Annotated in this window: 15 protein-coding genes and 1 pseudogene; 10 read left to right on the top strand and 6 right to left on the bottom strand. The window is 73.3% G+C overall.

What is annotated here, in order from left to right:
* Nucleotides 1-19: 19 nt before the first annotated feature.
* From cysC to ABD973_RS06195, 7 genes are all read left to right on the top strand, one after another.
* A complete protein-coding gene (cysC, locus tag ABD973_RS06165) occupies nt 20-565 on the top strand; it encodes an adenylyl-sulfate kinase (protein WP_241253417.1) in 546 nt (181 codons plus the stop codon).
* Complete coding sequence (gene cysD / locus ABD973_RS06170) at nt 562-1,503, top strand: sulfate adenylyltransferase subunit CysD (protein ID WP_125822958.1); 942 nt, start codon at nt 562-564, stop codon at nt 1,501-1,503. The genes cysC and cysD overlap by 4 nt, the downstream gene beginning before the upstream one ends.
* Before the next feature lie 2 nt (nt 1,504-1,505).
* Entirely contained in the window at nt 1,506-2,834 is a 1,329-nt protein-coding gene (locus ABD973_RS06175) for a sulfate adenylyltransferase subunit 1 (protein WP_125822957.1), read from the top strand.
* Nucleotides 2,835-3,045: 211 nt separating this feature from the next.
* Entirely contained in the window at nt 3,046-4,179 is a 1,134-nt protein-coding gene (locus ABD973_RS06180) for an aliphatic sulfonate ABC transporter substrate-binding protein (RefSeq protein ID WP_345499042.1), read from the top strand.
* A gap of 33 nt (nt 4,180-4,212) precedes the next feature.
* Entirely contained in the window at nt 4,213-5,004 is a 792-nt protein-coding gene (locus tag ABD973_RS06185) for an ABC transporter ATP-binding protein (protein WP_125595147.1), read from the top strand.
* Nucleotides 4,991-5,887, top strand: a complete 897-nt coding sequence (locus ABD973_RS06190; protein WP_125595146.1) for an ABC transporter permease — start codon at nt 4,991-4,993, stop codon at nt 5,885-5,887. The genes ABD973_RS06185 and ABD973_RS06190 overlap by 14 nt, the downstream gene beginning before the upstream one ends.
* Before the next feature lie 7 nt (nt 5,888-5,894).
* Entirely contained in the window at nt 5,895-6,656 is a 762-nt protein-coding gene (locus ABD973_RS06195; protein WP_125822955.1) for a sirohydrochlorin chelatase, read from the top strand.
* Between the two features lie 43 nt (nt 6,657-6,699).
* On the opposite strand, the gene ABD973_RS06200 is transcribed toward ABD973_RS06195, so the two are convergent.
* Nucleotides 6,700-7,701 (bottom strand): ketopantoate reductase family protein, encoded by a 1,002-nt coding sequence (locus ABD973_RS06200; RefSeq protein WP_125822954.1) that lies wholly within the window; start codon nt 7,699-7,701, stop codon nt 6,700-6,702.
* 44 nt (nt 7,702-7,745) lie between these two features.
* On the opposite strand from ABD973_RS06200, the gene ABD973_RS06205 reads away from it, so the two are divergent.
* The gene (locus ABD973_RS06205; RefSeq protein ID WP_345499048.1) at nt 7,746-8,597 is read left to right on the top strand and encodes an aldo/keto reductase; all 852 of its coding nucleotides are present in this window, start codon (nt 7,746-7,748) and stop codon (nt 8,595-8,597) included.
* Between the two features lie 11 nt (nt 8,598-8,608).
* Here ABD973_RS06205 and ABD973_RS06210 read toward each other — a convergent pair whose 3' ends face one another.
* Nucleotides 8,609-9,172: a DUF1697 domain-containing protein gene (locus tag ABD973_RS06210; RefSeq protein WP_125822952.1), complete on the bottom strand. Its 564-nt coding sequence runs from the start codon at nt 9,170-9,172 to the stop codon at nt 8,609-8,611.
* 20 nt (nt 9,173-9,192) lie between these two features.
* Nucleotides 9,193-10,439: pseudogene (gene mgt / locus ABD973_RS06215) on the bottom strand (macrolide-inactivating glycosyltransferase).
* Between the two features lie 144 nt (nt 10,440-10,583).
* Between mgt and ABD973_RS06220 the strand changes: the two are divergent.
* Complete coding sequence (locus ABD973_RS06220) at nt 10,584-11,447, top strand: phosphotransferase (RefSeq protein WP_345499054.1); 864 nt, start codon at nt 10,584-10,586, stop codon at nt 11,445-11,447.
* Nucleotides 11,448-11,591: 144 nt separating this feature from the next.
* Here ABD973_RS06220 and ABD973_RS06225 read toward each other — a convergent pair whose 3' ends face one another.
* Nucleotides 11,592-12,317 (bottom strand): exonuclease domain-containing protein, encoded by a 726-nt coding sequence (locus tag ABD973_RS06225; RefSeq protein WP_125822949.1) that lies wholly within the window; start codon nt 12,315-12,317, stop codon nt 11,592-11,594.
* 129 nt (nt 12,318-12,446) lie between these two features.
* Nucleotides 12,447-13,730, bottom strand: coding sequence for an SAV2148 family HEPN domain-containing protein (locus ABD973_RS06230; protein WP_125822948.1), 1,284 nt, complete (start codon nt 13,728-13,730; stop codon nt 12,447-12,449).
* A 318-nt stretch (nt 13,731-14,048) separates the two neighbouring features.
* On the opposite strand from ABD973_RS06230, the gene glgX reads away from it, so the two are divergent.
* Nucleotides 14,049-16,163, top strand: coding sequence for a glycogen debranching protein GlgX (glgX, locus tag ABD973_RS06235; protein ID WP_125822947.1), 2,115 nt, complete (start codon nt 14,049-14,051; stop codon nt 16,161-16,163).
* Here glgX and ABD973_RS06240 read toward each other — a convergent pair.
* A complete protein-coding gene (locus tag ABD973_RS06240; RefSeq protein ID WP_345499059.1) occupies nt 16,148-17,500 on the bottom strand; it encodes an MFS transporter in 1,353 nt (450 codons plus the stop codon). The two genes, glgX and ABD973_RS06240, sit on opposite strands and share 16 nt — an antisense overlap.
* Nucleotides 17,501-17,558: the final 58 nt, after the last annotated feature.

The following is a 17,558-nucleotide window of genomic DNA, read 5'->3' on the forward strand; positions in this document are numbered from 1 at the left end:
GGAACTTACGGAGAAGCGGATGAGCGTGACCGGCCAGGGAGCCACGGTGTGGCTGACCGGTCTGCCCAGCGCGGGCAAGACCACCATCGCGTACGCGCTGGCCGAGCGGCTGCGCGCCGAGGGCCACCGGGTGGAGGTGCTCGACGGGGACGAGATCCGCGAGTTCCTCTCCGCGGGCCTGGGCTTCAGCCGCGAGGACCGGCACACCAACGTGCAGCGGATCGGCTTCGTCGCCGAACTCCTCGCCAGCAACGGCGTGAAGGCCCTCGTCCCCGTGATCGCGCCGTTCGCCGACAGCCGCGAGGCCGTCGCGAAGCGGCACGCCGCCGCTTCGACGAACTACCTCGAAGTGCACGTGGCCACCCCCGTCGAGGTGTGCTCCGAGCGCGACGTGAAGGGCCTGTACGCCAAGCAGGCGGCGGGCGAGATCTCCGGTCTGACCGGCGTCGACGACCCCTACGAGGCACCGCAGAACCCGGACCTCCGCATCGAGTCGCACACGCAGACCGTGCAGGAGTCGGCCTCCGCCCTGCACGCACTGCTCACCGAGAGGGGTCTGGCATGACCACCGCCGCGCACCCGCACACCGAGTCCGGCTCCGACGCGCCCTACGCGCTGTCGCACCTCGACGCCCTCGAGTCCGAGGCGGTGCACATCTTCCGCGAGGTGGCGGGCGAGTTCGAGAAGCCGGTGATCCTGTTCTCCGGCGGCAAGGACTCCATCGTCATGCTGCACCTGGCGCTGAAGGCCTTCGCGCCCGCGCCGGTGCCGTTCGCGCTGCTGCACGTGGACACCGGGCACAACTTCCCCGAGGTCCTCGCCTACCGCGACCGCGCCGTCGAGAAGCACGGCCTGCGCCTGCACGTGGCCTCCGTCCAGGAGTACATCGACGCCGGCAAGCTCCGCGAGCGCCCCGACGGCGTCCGCAACCCGCTGCAGACCGTCCCGCTCACCGAGGCCATCCAGCAGCTCAGGTTCGACGCCGTCTTCGGCGGCGGCCGCCGCGACGAGGAGAAGGCCCGCGCCAAGGAGCGCGTGTTCTCCCTGCGCGACGAGTTCTCCCAGTGGGACCCCCGCCGCCAGCGCCCCGAACTGTGGCAGCTCTACAACGGCCGCCACGCCCCCGGCGAGCACGTCCGCGTCTTCCCCCTCTCCAACTGGACCGAGCTCGACGTCTGGCAGTACATCGCCCGCGAGGACATCGAACTCCCCGAGATCTACTTCGCGCACGAGCGTGACGTCTTCCAGCGCAACGGCATGTGGCTGACCGCCGGCGAATGGGGCGGCCCCAAGGAGTCCGAGCCCGTGCAGAAGCGCCTCGTGCGCTACCGCACCGTCGGTGACATGTCCTGCACCGGCGCCGTCGACTCCGACGCCGCCGACCTCGACGCCGTGATCGCCGAGATCGCCGTGTCCCGGCTCACCGAGCGGGGCGCGACCCGCGCCGACGACAAGCTGTCCGAGGCCGCGATGGAAGACCGCAAGCGCGAAGGGTACTTCTAACCATGACGACCACCACCGAGCAGCTCAGCGCCACCACGCTGCTGCGCTTCGCCACCGCGGGTTCCGTCGACGACGGCAAGTCCACCCTCGTGGGCCGCCTGCTGCACGACTCGAAGTCGGTCCTGGAGGACCAGCTGGAGGCCGTGGAGCGGGTCTCCGCCGACCGCGGCCAGGACGCCCCGGACCTGGCGCTGCTCACCGACGGCCTGCGCGCCGAACGCGAGCAGGGCATCACCATCGACGTGGCCTACCGCTACTTCGCCACCGCCCGCCGCCGGTTCATCCTGGCCGACACCCCCGGGCACGTGCAGTACACCCGGAACATGGTCACCGGCGCCTCCACCGCCGACCTCGCCGTGGTCCTCGTCGACGCCCGCAACGGCGTCATCGAGCAGACCCGCCGGCACGCCGCCGTCGCCGCCCTGCTGCGCGTCCCCCACGTCGTCCTCGCCGTCAACAAGATGGACCTCGTGGGCTACCAGGAGCCGGTCTTCGCGAAGATCGCCGAGGAGTTCAACGCGTACGCCTCGGAGCTGGGCGTCCCGGAGATCACCGCGATCCCGATCTCGGCCCTCGCCGGCGACAACGTGGTCGAGCCCTCCGCGAACATGGACTGGTACGGCGGCCCGACCGTCCTGGAGCACCTGGAGACCGTCCCGGTCAGCCACGACCTCACCGCCTGCCCGGCGCGTTTCCCGGTGCAGTACGTGATCCGCCCGCAGACCGCCGAGCACCCCGACTACCGCGGCTACGCGGGCCAGATCGCCTCCGGCGTCCTGCGCGTCGGCGAGGCCGTCACCGTCCTGCCGTCGGGCCGCACCTCGGTCATCGAGGGCATCGACGCCCTCGGCGAGTCCGTGGACATCGCCTGGTCCCCGCAGTCGGTGACCCTGCGCCTCAAGGACGACATCGACATCTCGCGCGGCGACCTGATCGCGCCGTCCGCGACCGCCCCGGCGACCACGCAGGACGTCGTCGCCACCGTCTGCCACGTCGCGGACCAGCCGCTGGCCGTCGGCGCACGGGTGCTGATCAAGCACACGACGCGCACGGTCAAGGCGATCGTCAAGGAGATCCCCTCCCGGCTCACGCTGGACGACCTGTCCCAGCACCCGGACCCCGGGCAGCTGGTGGCCAACGACATCGGCCGCGTCGTCGTCCGCACCGCCGAGCCCCTCGCGCTCGACGCGTACGCCGACTCCCGCCGCACCGGCTCCTTCCTGCTGATCGACCCGGCCGACGGCACCACCCTGGCGGCCGGCATGGCCGGCGAGTCCTTCGCCTCCAGGGCCGAGGTCGTGGCTGCGGACGAGGACGGGTGGGACTTCTAGTGATGCCCGCCGACATGTACTCCACTTTCGCGAAGGAGGGCGGCCGCGTGGGCAGCGGCGCCCTCGGCAGCGGCCAGGGAGGGGTGGCGCGATGTGCGCGATGACGTACGCGCACCTCATGCGCACCCCCCGCGAGCCGTACCCGCCCACGCACCACAGACGAAGACCCGCGCCGTAGTCCCCTGACGGCGCGTCGAGAGGAAGCCCTCCCGTGCCTGCCACCCGTGACACCCGCAAGACCCCGCGCCGCGGCCTCGCCGCCGTCGCCGCCCTGCCGCTGCTGATCGGCGCCCTCGCCTCCTGCGGCTACGGGTCCCAGGCCGAGAAGACCGCCGACGCGGACGCCCGGCCGGCCGCCGCCGACGGCGGCGGCCAGAAGCTCTCCGCGTCCGAGGTCCGCATCGGGTACTTCCCGAACCTGACCCACGCCACCGCCCTGGTCGGCCTCCAGGAGGGCCTGATCGAGAAGGAGCTGAACGGCACCAAGGTCAAGCCGCAGTCCTTCAACGCCGGCCCCTCCGAGATCGAGGCCCTCAACGGCGGCTCCCTCGACATCGGCTTCATCGGGCCCTCGCCGTCCATCAACGGCTACGTCAAGTCCAAGGGCTCCAACCTGCGGATCATCTCCGGCTCCGCCTCCGGCGGCGTCAAGCTGGTCGTGGACCCGGACAAGATCAAGACCCTGGACGACCTCAAGGGCAAGAAGATCGCCACCCCGCAGAAGGGGAACACGCAGGACGTCGCGTTCCTCAACTGGATCTCCGAGAAGGGCTGGTCGGTCGACCCCGAGTCCGGCAAGGGCGACGTGTCGGTGGTCCGTACGGACAACAAGGTCACCCCCGACGCCTTCAAGCAGGGTTCGATCGACGGCGCCTGGGTGCCCGAGCCCACCGCATCCAAGCTCGTCTCCGACGGCGGCTCCGTCCTCCTCGACGAGGGCAGCCTGTGGCCGGGGAACAAGTTCGTGATCACGAACGTCATCGTGTCGCAGAAGTTCCTCAAGGAGCACCCGGACGTCGTCGAGGCCGTACTGCGCGGCACGGTGAAGACCAACGAGTGGATCCACTCCAACCAGGACAAGGCGAAGGCCTCCGCGAACGCCCGGCTCCTCGCCGAGACCGGCAAGGGGCTGGACCCGAAGGTCATCGACCCGGCGTGGCCGAGCATCTCGGTCACCGACGACCCGCTGGCGGCGACGCTGAAGAAGCAGTCGGAGTGGGCGGTCAAGGCCAAGCTCCTGGAGAACCCCGACCTGGCCGGCATCTACGACCTGACGCTCCTGAACAAGGTCCTCAAGGCCGCCGGCAAGCCCCCGGTGTCCGACGCCGGCCTCGGCGCCAAGTAACCCGTAGTCCAGCAATCCCAGGAGGTGACGACCATGGCCACCACTCTCGCCAAGGCTGCCGAGGGCTCGGTAGCGGAGCAGACGCACGCCGCCCGCATCGAGCACGTCTCGAAGTCCTTCTCCGGCCCGGCCGGATCGCAGCTCGTCCTGGACGACATCAGCCTCGATGTCGCTCCCGGGGAGTTCGTCACGCTCCTGGGGGCATCGGGGTGTGGCAAGTCCACCCTGCTGAACCTGGTCGCGGGTCTGGACAAGCCGTCGGCGGGGTCCATCGAGACCCTCGGCCGTCCGGCCCTGATGTTCCAGGAGCACGCCCTGTTCCCGTGGCTCACCGCGGGCAAGAACATCGAGCTGGCGCTGCGCCTGCGCGGCGTCGCCAAGGCCGACCGCAAGCCCGAGGCCGACCGGCTGCTGGAGCTGGTCCGGCTCGGCGGCGCGTACGGCAAGCGGGTCCACGAACTCTCCGGCGGCATGCGCCAGCGCGTCGCCCTCGCCCGGGCCCTCGCCCAGGACAGCCGCCTCCTGCTGATGGACGAGCCGTTCGCGGCCCTCGACGCCATCACCCGCGACGTCCTGCACGGCGAGCTCACCCGCATCTGGGAAGAGACCGGCGTGTCGGTCCTGTTCGTCACCCACAACGTGCGCGAGGCCGTCCGCCTCGCCCAGCGCGTGGTCCTCCTCTCCTCCCGCCCGGGGCGGGTCGCGAAGGAATGGACCGTGGACATCCCGCAGCCGCGCCGCATCGAGGACGCGGACGTCGCGGAACTGTCCCTCGAGATCACTGAACACCTGCGTGGGGAGATCCGCCGCCATGGCCAGCACTGACACCACTTCGAAGGCCCCGGCGAAGACCGACGACCTGGCCGGCCTGGAGGCCGGCCTGGACGCCCTCGACGCGGTCCAGACCCACCGCACGCCGGTGCGCGAGGTCCTCACCAAGAAGGTCCTGCCCCCGGCGCTCGCCGTCACCCTGGTGCTGGTGGTCTGGCAGGTCCTGGTCTCGGCGAAGGTCACCGAGGAGACCAAGCTCCCCGCCCTGTCCGCCGTCTGGCACAGCCTGTCCGACATGTGGCTCAAGGGGACGCTCGTCGAGGTCGTCTGGACCTCGGTCTCCCGGGGCCTCCTCGGCTTCCTCCTCGCCCTCGCCATCGGCACCCCGCTCGGCCTGCTCGTCGCCCGGGTGAGGTTCGTCCGCGCCGCGATCGGCCCGATCCTCCAGGGCCTCCAGTCGCTGCCGTCGGTCGCCTGGGTGCCGCCGGCCGTGCTCTGGTTCGGCCTCAACGACGCCATGATGTACACGGTGATCCTGCTCGGCGCGGTGCCGTCGATCGCCAACGGCCTCGTCTCCGGCATCGACCAGATCCCGCCGCTGTTCCTGCGGGCCGGCCGCACCCTGGGGGCCACGGGCCTGCGCGGTGCCTGGCACGTGGTCCTGCCCGCGGCCCTGCCCGGCTACGTCGCCGGCCTCAAGCAGGGCTGGGCCTTCTCCTGGCGCTCCCTGATGGCCGCCGAGATCATCGCCAGCTCCCCCGACCTGGGCCTCGGCCTGGGCCAGCTCCTGGAGAACGGCCGCAACAACATCGACCTGCCGGGCGTGTTCCTCGCGATCATCCTGATCCTGGTCGTGGGCATCGCCATCGACCTGCTGATCTTCAGCCCCGTCGAGCGGTGGGTCCTGCGCAGCCGCGGCCTCCTGGTCAAGAACTGAGCACCCGATGTCCCGCGCACTTCTGGTCATCGCCCACGGCAGCCGCGATCCGCGGCACGCGGCGACCGTGCACGCCCTCGTCGGGCGGGCCCGGTCGCTGCGGCCGGGGCTCCGGGTGGAGACGGCCTTCCTGGACTTCAACGGCCCGACCGTCTCCCAGTCCCTGGCCTCCCTCTACCTGTCGGGCGTCCGCGAGGTCGTGGCCCTGCCCCTGCTCCTGACCCGGGCCTTCCACGCGAAGGCCGACGTCCCGGCCGTCCTGGCGGAGTCGGCCGTCCGGCTCCCCGACCTCTCGGTCCGGGTCGCGGACGTCCTGGGCCCGCACCCCCTGCTGGTGGCCTCCCTGGAGCGCCGCCTCGCCGAGGCCGGCCTCGGCCTCACCCCGGCGGACCGCGCGACGACCGGTGTCGTCCTCGCGTCCGCCGGTTCCACCGACCCGGAGGCGATCGCGGTGATCGCTGAAATCGCGCGGGAGTGGCGGCACACCGGTTGGTGCGCCGTGCGGCCCGCGTTCGCCTCCGCCGCCCTTCCCCGCACGGAGGACGCCGTACGCGCCCTGCGCGCGGAGGGCGTCCGCCGCGTGGCGGTCGCCCCGTACGTCATCGCCCCGGGCTTCCTGCCCGACCGCATCTCGGCGGGCGCCGAGGCCGCGGGCGCGGACGTGATCGCGCCCGTCCTGGGCGCCACCGTCGAGCTGGCCCGCCTCCTGCTGCACCGCTACGACACCGCGGCCCCGGCCGGCGCCCCGCACCGGGCCCTGACGGCCTGAGGGCCCGAGGTGCCGCCCCCGTCGCCGGGGGCGGCGGGCCCCGTCAGCCGCGGGCCGCGGCCTCGTCGGCCAGGGAGGTCAGGTCGGCGATGGACATCGCCCCCGGCGGGAGGCCTTCCCGGGCGAAGATGTTCGCCGCGTGGCGCAGGACGTCGTTGACCGGGGTGGGCACGCCGGTCAGGCGCCCCAGCAGGGAGATCTCACCGTTGAGGTAGTCGGCCTCCACCGAGCCCGTGCCGCGGGCCAGGCTCTGCCAGGAGGAGCCGCCGCGGACGCCCGCGGGCTGGTCGACCTTGCCGTCGCGGGCCGCCGCCTGCTCGGCCTCGGTGACGTAGCCGATGCCCGCCGCGTCGAAGGCGGCTCTGCCCTCCCGGACGGCGCGCAGCAGCAGGGCGGCCTTGGCCGGGTCCGGCTCGGGGCCGGTGGTCGCCTGGACGGCGTTGCCCAGGTTCCCGAGCAGCTTCGCGTACTTCCACCGCATCACGTCCTCGACGACGGGCGCCTCGAAGCCCGCCCCGCCGAGGTCGGCGGCGATCGCCCGGATCCGCGCGTCCGACCCGCCGGCGGCCCGCCCGAGGTGCAGGATCCCGGTGAGCGGGGAGCACAGGGCCGAGACCACTCCCGGCTCCAGGAAGGTGGCGGGGAGCCAGACGCAGACCCCGTACACCCGGGAGAAGCGGCGGAGCGCGAGCCGTTCGCTCTCCACGCCGTTCTGCGCGCACAGCAGCGGCAGCCGCTGCGCGGCCGTGCCGCCGCCTGCGACCTCCGCGTCGCCCCACGCGTCCAGGGCCGCGATGGCGTCCTGCGTCTTCACCGTGAGCAGCAGGACGTCGTCCGGCCGCAGCTCGCCCAGTTCCGGCGGGCCGGTGACCACGGGGAGCCGGTGCACGCGGGTGCCGTCGGCGGTGGTGAGCCGCAGCCCGTCGGCCTTGAGCGCCTCGGCGTGCGCGCCGCGCGCGACGAGGACGACCTCCCGGCCCGTCTCGGCGAGGCGTCCGCCGATGGTCGCGCCGATCGCTCCGGCGCCGATGATGATGTACCGCATGCCCCGAGCCTGACACACCCGCAGCGCCCGGCTACGTTCGGGCCATGACGAATCCGACGTTCCTTCTCGGCGGGGACCTGCCCGTCCGCCGTATCGGTCTCGGCACGGGCGGACTGGTCGGCGCCGGCTACTGGGGGCCGCGCGGCAGCCGCGCCGAGGCCCGGGCGCTGCTGCGGGCCGCGGTGGAGCGGGGCGTGACCCTGATCGACACCGCCGACAACTACGGGCCCGGGCTGGCCGAGGAGTTGGTCGCCGAAGCCCTGCACCCGTACGGGGAGCGGCTGGTGGTCGCCACCAAGGGCGGGGTGGTGCGCACCGGCCCGGACGAGTGGCACGTGGCGGGCCGGCCGCAGGAGTTGCGGCGGATGTGCGAGGCGAGCCTGCGGCGGCTGCGGCTGGAGCGGATCGACCTGTACCAGCTGCACCGCTTCGACCCGGCGGTGCCGGTGGCCGAACAGCTGGGCGCGCTGGCGGAGTTGCGGGCGGAGGGGAAGATCCGGCACATCGGTCTGGACACCGTGACGGTGGAGCAGCTGCTCCTGGCGGTGGAGTCGGTGCCGGTCGCCGCGGTGCAGAACCCGTTCAACCTGCGGGACCGGTCCTCCGCCGACGTGCTGGCGCTGTGCGAGGCGCGCGGGATCGCCTTCCTGCCGTACTACCCGCTCGGCAGCGGGGCCCTGACGCGTACGGGTGCGACCGCCGTAGCGGAGGTGGCCGGGGCGCACGGGGCGACCCGGGGGCAGGTGGCGCTGGCGTGGCTGCTGCACCGCTCGCCGGTGCTGTGCCCGACGCCGGGCACCGGCTCCCCGGTGCACCTGGCGGAGAACCTGGACGCGGCGGCGCTGTCCCTGTCCGACGGCGACCTGGCGCTGCTCGACGCGGTGGGGGCCGGGTAGGGCGTCGGTGCTCAGGGGCGGGTCAGCTCCACGAGCTTGACGACGGTGTTCCAGTTGCGGGTGGTGACGTCCAGGCCCTTGACGACGGCGGGCCGGGCGAGGGCCTCGCCCAGTCTGGAGCGGCCGAGGCCGTCCGGGGCGTAGAGGTAGAGGACGCGGTCCCCCAGCCGGTACTCCTCCGGGAGGTACGCGGCGCCGTCGAGCGCGGCGAAGCGCTCGGGGCCCGGCTGCTCGGAGAAGAAGGTGGCGTGGAGCTGCCTGCCCTCCAGTTCGTCCGCCGGGAAGGGGCAGGCCGCGACGACGGCCGCGAGGTGGTCCCCGTCGACGACGAGGCAGGGCACGCGGAAGCCGAAGCGGGCCTCGATGGCCGCCTCCAGGCCCCGGGCGAGGGCGGTGGTGTCGGTCTCCGCGCTGCTGAAGACGGCGTTGCCGCTCTGCAGGTACGTCTGCGCGTCGCGGTGGCCGAGGCCCTCCAGGACGGAGCGCAGCTCGGCCATCGGGACCTTCTTGTTCCCGCCGACGTTGATGCCGCGCAGGAGGGCGGCGTACTTCTTCGTGCCCGTCGTCTTCGTCATGGCCGCACCCTAGGCGGTGGCTATGACAGTGCGGCCTCGATGAGGTCGGCGGCCTGCCGCGTTCCGCCTTCGGCGGCCATGCCGGCGCGGACGGCTTCCGCGCGGGCGGCGACCTCGGGGTCGGCGAGCAGGCCGAGGACGGCCTCGCGCAGGGTGGCGGCGTCGGCGTCCTCGGTGTCGACGCGGCGGGCGACGCCGAGGGCGGTGAGCATGTCGGCGTTGCCGAACTGGTCGACGGCCTGCGGTACGGCGACCATCGGGGTGGCGGTGGCCAGGCCCTCCTGGCTGCCGCCGGCGCCGGCGTGGGTGATGAAGGCGTCGGCCTGGCGCAGGATGTCCAGCTGGGGGACCCAGCGGTGGACCTCGATGTTGGCGGGGACCTCGCCCAGTTCGGCCTCGTCGGTGAACCTGCCGATCTGCAGGACCACGTGCCAGTCGGGGAGGCCGCCGAAGGCCTCGACGCAGGCGCGGTAGAAGGCGGGCTGGTGGGTGAAGGCGGAGCCGAGGGAGACGAGGAGGACCTTCTTCCCCTCGGCGGAGGCGGGCCGCTCCCAGGTGCCCTGGGTGGCGCTGCGGTCGCCCTGGCAGGCGCCGACGAAGGTGTGGACGGACTCGTCGACCCGGTCGGCGTGCGGCTGGAGGGCGCGCGGGATCAGGACGATGCTGCGCGTCGGCCGGCCGACGAAGTGGTCGGGGTCCTCGTCGATGCCGTTCTCGTCGAGCCAGGCGCGGAAGCGCGCGTAGTAGGCCCGCCCGCGCTCGGAGGCGCGCAGTTGCGCGGTGATCGGGGCGCCGACCTCCTCCTCGTAGCCGGTCCAGGCGACCAGGTTCGGGGAGAGGGAGATCTGGGGGACGCCCCAGCGGCGGGCGAGGACGCGTGCCGGGTAGGCGGTGATGTCGTGGATGACGAGGTCGGGTTCGTCGCCCTCGAAGGCGTCGGCGAGCTGCGGGAGCGCCTGGACCGCGTCGTTCAGGAAGGGTTCGAGGTTGTCGACGAGTTCGGTGCCCCATCCCTCGGGCTCGTCCTCGGTGGGCAGGACGGACGTCCAGACCACCGGGGTGGCACCGGTTTCGGCGACCCTCTCGGCGAAGGAGGCGGGGATGGCGTAGCTGACGCGGTGTCCCCTGGCGACGAGCTCCCGGATGACCTCGATGCTCGGGTTGACGTGCCCGGGGGCGGCGATGGAGAACATGGCGATGTGTGCGGGTTTGGCCGTGGCTGCTGGAATCATGACCCGACCATAACGAGACGAGACGTCTCGTGCAACGGAAAAGGCGCCGCCCGGGCCGTCCCGCCCGAAAACCGACGCACTGGCCGATTCCCGCCCCACCCGGCCCTCCCGGGCCCGCAATGCGAGACTGGGCGGACTCACGGTGATCACGACGATCCGGCGAAGGACGAGACGAACGCATGGACGAGGCGCGGGCCAGGGACGTACTGGCGGAGGCGGGATTCGCGGGCACCGGGGCGGACCGCCCCGAGCTGCTCGCCTTCGGCGAGAACGCCGTCTTCGCGGCCGGCGGCCTGGTGGTCAAGGTGGGCCGCGAGGCGGCCCTGCTGGAACGGGCCGAACGGGAACTCGCGGTGGCGGGCTGGCTCGCGGAGGCCGGGATCCCGGCGGTCCGGGCCGCCGAACCGGCGCCCCGGCTGGTCGGCGGGCACCCGCTGACGGTCTGGCACCGGCTCCCGGCCCCCCTGCGCCCGGCCGGCCCCGAGGACCTCGCGGCGCTGCTGCGGCCGCTGCACGCGCTGCCCGCGCCCCCCTTCGCACTGCCCGCGCGGGACCTGCTGGGCGGGGTCGAGCGATGGCTCCGGCTGGCCGGCAACGCCGTCGACCCCGAGGACGCGGCGTACCTGCGCGCCCGGCGCGACGCCTACGCGGGCGAGGTCGCCGCGCTCACCCCGCACCTGACCCCCGGCCCCGTCCACGGCGACGCCCTGCCGCGCAACGTGCACGTGGGCCCGGACGGACCGGTGCTGGTGGACCTGGAGACCGTCTCCTCGGACCTGCGCGAACACGACCTGGTGGTCATGGCCCTGTCCCGCGACCGGTACGGGATGCCCGCCGCCGCGTACGGCGCCTTCACGGCGGCGTACGGCTGGGACGTCCGGGAGTGGGAGGGCTGCGCGGTCCTGCGCGGCGCCCGCGAGACGGCGAGCTGCGCCTGGGTCGCCCAGCACGCCCCCGCCAACCCGCAGGCCCTCGCCGAGTTCCGCCGCCGCGTGGCCTCCCTCCGCGAAGGCGACACGGAAACCCGCTGGCACCCCTTCTAGGGTCTTCGGATCAGGCCGGGGCACGGGCTGCCGGGTGGCCGGGATCGGGCGGATCTCGCGGTGCGCGGCGCGCACTCCCGGCGCGGCCGGCGGCCCACCCGCCGGGCGGCGGGCGCCACGTCGCGGACACCCCCGGGGGCCGCGTCAGGCCGGGGCCGGGAGGAGGCCGCGCAGGGGCCAGGCCGTGTCGATCACCGCGTCCGGGCTGCCCTGGCGGCGCAGGTAGGACTGGAAGTCACGGGCCCAGCGGGCGTGCCAGCCGCCCTGACGGTCATGCAGCTCCGCCGGGCTGAGTGCCGCCACCTCGGGGTGCCGGGCGGCTATGGCCCGGGCCACCTGAACCGCCGCCAGCGCATCGGCCCCCGCGTCGTGCGCCGCGTCGAGGGTGACCCCGTACACCCCGCACACCGCCTCCAGCGTCCGCTTGCCCCGCCGGAAGCGGTCCACGGCCCGGTCTATCGTCAGCGGGTCCACGACCGGCCCGGTCTCGGGCCCGCCCAGCCGGTCGGCGAACGAGGGCAGCCCGTACCGGGCCAGCTCGGCCGAGAGCAGCGTCAGGTCGAAGGCCGCGTTGTAGGCGACGACCACCGCGCCGCCGCGCCAGTGCTCCACCAGTGCCGCCGCGACCTCCTCGGCGACCTCCGCCGCCGGACGGCCCTCGGCGACGGCCCGCTCCGTGCTGATCCCGTGGATCGCCGCGGCCTCCTGCGGGATCGGTGTCCCCGGATCCGCGAGCCAGCCGCGCCTCGCCCGTACCTCGCCGCCCCGCACCTCGACCACCGCGGCCGTCACGATCCGGGACTCCCCCGGCTCCGTACCGGTCGTCTCCAGGTCGAACCCGACCAGCGCTCCCCCGTGCCACGCCTCCATGACGCGCCCCTCCCCCGTGTTTCCGGTCAACGCGTTTCAGCCTGCCACGCGCCACTGACACCCGGCCGGGGCACCCCCCGGGCGCCGGCCCGGACCCCACCTGGTAAGCCCGGGGTCACGGGCCCACCCTCACGACACCGGCCGCGAGTCCTCCCAGACCGACTCGAACTCCTCCCGGTACGTCTGGAACAGCCCGTGGTCGGCGTCCTTCGGGACGCCCCGGCCGCCCCCGCGCAGCACCAGCACGGGCGCCTCCATCCCCCGGGCCCGCCTCAGGTACGACTGGACCACCGCGATGCCCGAGGACTGCCCCTCCACCAGGTAGGCGGTGAAGCGCGGGGTCTCGTCGAAGACGTGGATGTCGAAGCGCGACGGGTCCTTCAGGCCCGCCCGCACCCGGCGCACGTGCAGGATGTTCATCTCCACCGACCGGCTCAGCTCGCCCTTGCGCAGCCCCAGCTCCCGCTCGCGCCGCTTGACCGCGCTGCTCGCCGGGTTCAGGAACAGCAGCCGCACCCGGCAGCCCGCCTCCGTCAGCCGGACGAGCCTGCGCCCCGAGAAGTTCTGCACCAGCAGGTTGAGGCCTATGCCGATGGCGTCGAGCCGCCGCGCGCCCCCGAACAGGTCCTCCGCCGGCAGCTGCCGCTGCAGCCGCACCCGGTCCGGGTGGACCGAGATGACGTCCGCGTACCGGTCCCCCACCAGGTCCTCGACGGCGTCGATCGGCAGCCGGTCCGCCGAGGGGCTGCCCGAGCCGGCGCCCAGCACCTCCAGCAGCCGCGCCGAGGCGCGCTCCGCCTGCTCCAGCACCGCCCGTGACAGCGCCCGGTTGCGGGAGACCACGTTCCGGGTGACCTCCAGCTCGTCGAGCGCCAGCTCGATCTCGCGCCGGTCGTCGAAGTACGGCTCGAAGCACGGCCAGTGCTGGACCATCAGCTCCCGCAGCTGCGGCAGCGTCAGGAAGCTCAGCACGTTGTCGTCGGCCGGGTCGAGGAGGTAGCCCTTGCGCCGGCTGACCTCGCGCACGGCCACGGCCCGCTGCACCCACTCCTGCCCGGCGGGGCCCGCCGCGGCGACGACCCAGTCGTCACCGCCGTGCACCGGCTCGTAGACCGGCCGCAGGACGGCGCCGACCACCGACCGCAGCCGCTGCTCGATGAGATTCAGCCAGATGTACGCACGGCCCGCGCGCTGGGCCCGGGTACGGACCTCGCTCCACGCGTCCGCGCCCCAGTCCAGCTCGGCCCCGGCCCGCGCGTCCCCGGTCGCCTGCGGGGCCAGTGACACCGCCGCCCCGGCCGCCGCCGCGCCCGGCACGCCGCCGGCCGTACCCGCCGGACCGCCCGCGGCGTCCACCGGGCCACCCTCGTGACCGCTGTCACCAGGGGGCAGCTCCAGACCTCCCGAGCTCACCCGTGCACCGCCTTCTGCGTCTGGACGCCCGTCTCCAGTGATCACGGAAGGGTACTCCGCGCACGCGGCCCGACGCAGCCCGAAGCCGTCCCCAGTGACCTCAGGTCCCCTGGTCCGGCTGTCCGTTGACCCATTATGTGATGCCCGGACAGTCCGTTGACCCTCATATCAGCTCTCCGGTTCACCCATCGGCAGCATTCCAAGTCCACGCGTGGGGACCCTCTTTCGGGGAAGATCTGGCAGAGACGTCATCCGTGCCCGGTCCAGCCGGATCGCGGACCGGACCGAGCCGGACCAGGATGGGAAGAGTCGTTAGCCATGCAAGTCTGGCCGGGGCAGGCGTATCCGCTGGGCGCCACGTACGACGGCGCGGGCACCAACTTCGCCGTCTACTCCGAGGTGGCCCGGCGCATCGAGCTGTGTCTGCTGCACGACGACGGCTCGGAGACGGCCGTAGAGCTGCGCGAGACGGACGCCTTCGTGCGCCACGCCTACCTGCCGGGGATCATGCCCGGCCAGCGGTACGGGTTCCGCGTGCACGGCCCGTACGAGCCCGAGCGCGGGCAGCGCTGCAACGCGGCGAAGATGCTGCTGGACCCGTACGCGCGGGCCATCAGCGGGAAGGTGTCCTGGGGCGAGGAGGTGTACGGCTACCACTTCGGCCGGCCGGACTCCCGCAACGACCTGGACTCGGCCCCGCACACGATGAGTTCGGTCGTGGTGAACCCCTACTTCGACTGGGCCAACGACCGGCCGCCGCGCCACGAGTACCACCACACGGTGCTGTACGAGGCGCACGTGAAGGGCCTGACCATGCGCCACCCCGACCTCCCGGAGGAGCTGCGGGGCACCTACGGGGCGCTCGCGCACCCGGCGGTGATCGGGCACCTGGCGAAGCTCGGGGTGACGGCGCTGGAGCTGATGCCGGTGCACCAGTACGTCAACGACCACCGCCTCGTGAACGACGGTCTCAGCAACTACTGGGGCTACAACACCATCGGCTTCTTCGCCCCGCACAACGGCTACGCCTCCGGGGACCGGGGCCAGCAGGTGCTGGAGTTCAAGTCGGCGGTGCGGGCGCTGCACGAGGCCGGGATCGAGGTGATCCTGGACGTGGTCTACAACCACACCGCCGAGGGCAACCACCTGGGCCCGACACTGTCCTTCCGGGGCCTCGACAACGCCTCCTACTACCGGCTCGCGGACGACCCCCGGCACTACATGGACACCACGGGTACCGGGAACTCGCTGCTGATGCGCTCCCCGCACGTCCTCCAGCTGATCATGGACTCGCTGCGGTACTGGGTGACCGAGATGCACGTGGACGGCTTCCGCTTCGACCTCGCGGCCACCTTGGCCCGGCAGTTCCACGAGGTGGACCGGCTGTCCTCGTTCTTCGACCTGGTGCAGCAGGACCCGGTGGTCAGCCAGGTGAAGCTGATCGCGGAGCCCTGGGACCTGGGCGAGGGCGGCTACCAGGTGGGGAACTTCCCGCCGCTGTGGACCGAGTGGAACGGCAAGTACCGGGACACCGTACGGGACTTGTGGCGCGGCCAGCCGCGCACCCTCGCGGAGTTCGCGGGACGGCTGACGGGCTCCTCCGACCTCTACCAGGACGACGGGCGACGGCCCCTGGCCTCGATCAACTTCACCACCTGCCACGACGGCTTCACCCTGAACGACCTGGTCTCGTACAACGAGAAGCACAACGAGGCCAACCGGGAGGGCAACCGGGACGGCGAGACCCACAACCGGTCCTGGAACTGCGGGGTCGAGGGCCCCACCGAGGACCCGGAGGTCCGGGAGCTGCGCGCGCGGCAGATGCGGAACTTCACCGCGACCCTGATGCTGTCGCAGGGCGTGCCGATGCTCAGCCACGGCGACGAGTTCGGCCGCACCCAGGAGGGCAACAACAACGCCTACTGCCAGGACAACGAACTGTCCTGGGTGGCCTGGCCGGAGCCCGGCAAGCCCCCGCCCTCGCTGCTGGAGTTCACCCGGCGGATGGTGTGGCTGCGCCGCGACCACCCGGTGTTCCGGCGGCGCCGGTTCTTCCACGGCCGGCCGGTGGAGGGCACGCACGACGAACTCTCCGACATCGCCTGGTTCACCCCGCACGGCGAGGAGATGCGGGCGCGGGACTGGCAGGCGCAGCACGCGCGGGCACTGACCGTGTTCCTCAACGGGGAGGCGATCTCCGAGCCGGGCACGCGCGGGGAGCGGATCACCGACGACTCGTTCCTGCTGATGTTCAACGCGGGCGCCGAACCGCAGGACTTCACCGTCCCGGCCGGCCACGGGGCGCACTGGCGGATGGTCGTGGACACGGCGCGGGCGGAGGTACTGCCACCCGGCACCGGGCCGCAGTACGCGGCCGGGGACCGGGTGGCGCTGACGGGACGGTGCCTGGTGGTGCTTCAGCGGCCGGCGTAGCCGGTCCCGGAGCCGGCCGCCGAGTCCTCGGGGGAGGCCGTGCGCTGGGCCGGGATGAACAGCTTGGGAGCGTCCCGGGCCGGGTCCCGGTCGGGGGCCTGGTCCTGGGCCTGGTCCGGGTCCTGGGACCGGGTCCGGGCGGACGGCACCCGGGTGACGAGGGCGATGGCCAGACACAGCGCGGCCGCGCCCACCGCGACGGCGAAGGCCCCGGCGGGCCCGTACGACTCGGCGAGGCGGCCGGAGACGGCCAGGGCGGCGGCCTGCCCGGCCACCAGGGAGCTGGCGGCGAAGGCCATGGCCTCGGCGAGCCGGGCGGGCTCCACCACCCGCTCCGTGAGCGCGAACGCGGTGATCAGGTGAGGGGCGTACGCGGCGCCGAGGACGGTGACGACCAGATACAGCGGCCACAGGGTCTGCGTGAACAGCAGCGGCACCGAGAGGACCAGCGCGGCGCCGGTGGCCACCCGCCAGCGCAGCCGCAGTCCGAAGCGGGCGGGCAGCGCGCCGAGCGCGAGGCCGACGGCGGCGCTGACGACCCCCATGGCGGCGTACACGACGCCGGCCTGGCCGGGGACGCCCAACTGCGCGGTGAGCGAGGCGATTCCCGCCTGACAGGCGCCGAACATGGCGCCCTGGAGGGCGAGGGAGCCGCGTACGGCGTGCACCACGCGGGGCTGCCGGGCACGCCGGGCTCCGGGGGCGCGCCGCGGTGCGGGGGTCCCGGCGGTGACGGCGGCGGTCGGGTGCAGGGCGTACGCGGTGCCGAAGACGGCCACCAGGGCGGCGGCGCCGCCGAGGGCGACGGCCGGGTGCGCGAGGAGCGCGGCGAGGCCGACGAGGGCCGGGCCGAAGACGAACGAGACCTCGTCGAGGGTGCCTTCGAGCGAGTGCACGGCGCCGACGGTCCTCTCGTCGGCCTTCGCACGGTGCGCGAGCGCGACGGAGCGGGTGCGGGCGAGCGGCCCGATCAGCGGTACGGAGGCCCCCGTGACGGCGCCGATCGCGGCGAGCGGGGCGGTCGCGAGGCCGCCGAGGGCGCCGGCGACGAGGGCGGCGGTGGCGAGGGCGTTGACGGCCGCCGCGGTGAGGACGACGGGCCGCTGCCCGTGGCGGTCGGCGAGCCGGCCGAGGAGGGGCCCGAAGACCACCTGGCCGGCGGAGAGGGTGCCTCCCACGATTCCGGCGGTGGCGAGCGAACCGCTGGTCTCGGCGACCAGCAGGACGCTCCCGAACTGGGACATCGCGACGGGCAGTCGGGCGAAGAAGGAGACGAGCGGGAGTAGGGGCCCGGTCAGGGCGATGACGTGACGATAGGTACTGACGGTTCCAACCACCTGATCGACACTAACGCGGCGCAGTCACCCGGATGCATTGGGTAATGGCACGGAATCG

The sequence above is a fragment of the Streptomyces racemochromogenes genome, assembly GCF_039535215.1.
Classification (GTDB): domain Bacteria; phylum Actinomycetota; class Actinomycetes; order Streptomycetales; family Streptomycetaceae; genus Streptomyces; species Streptomyces racemochromogenes.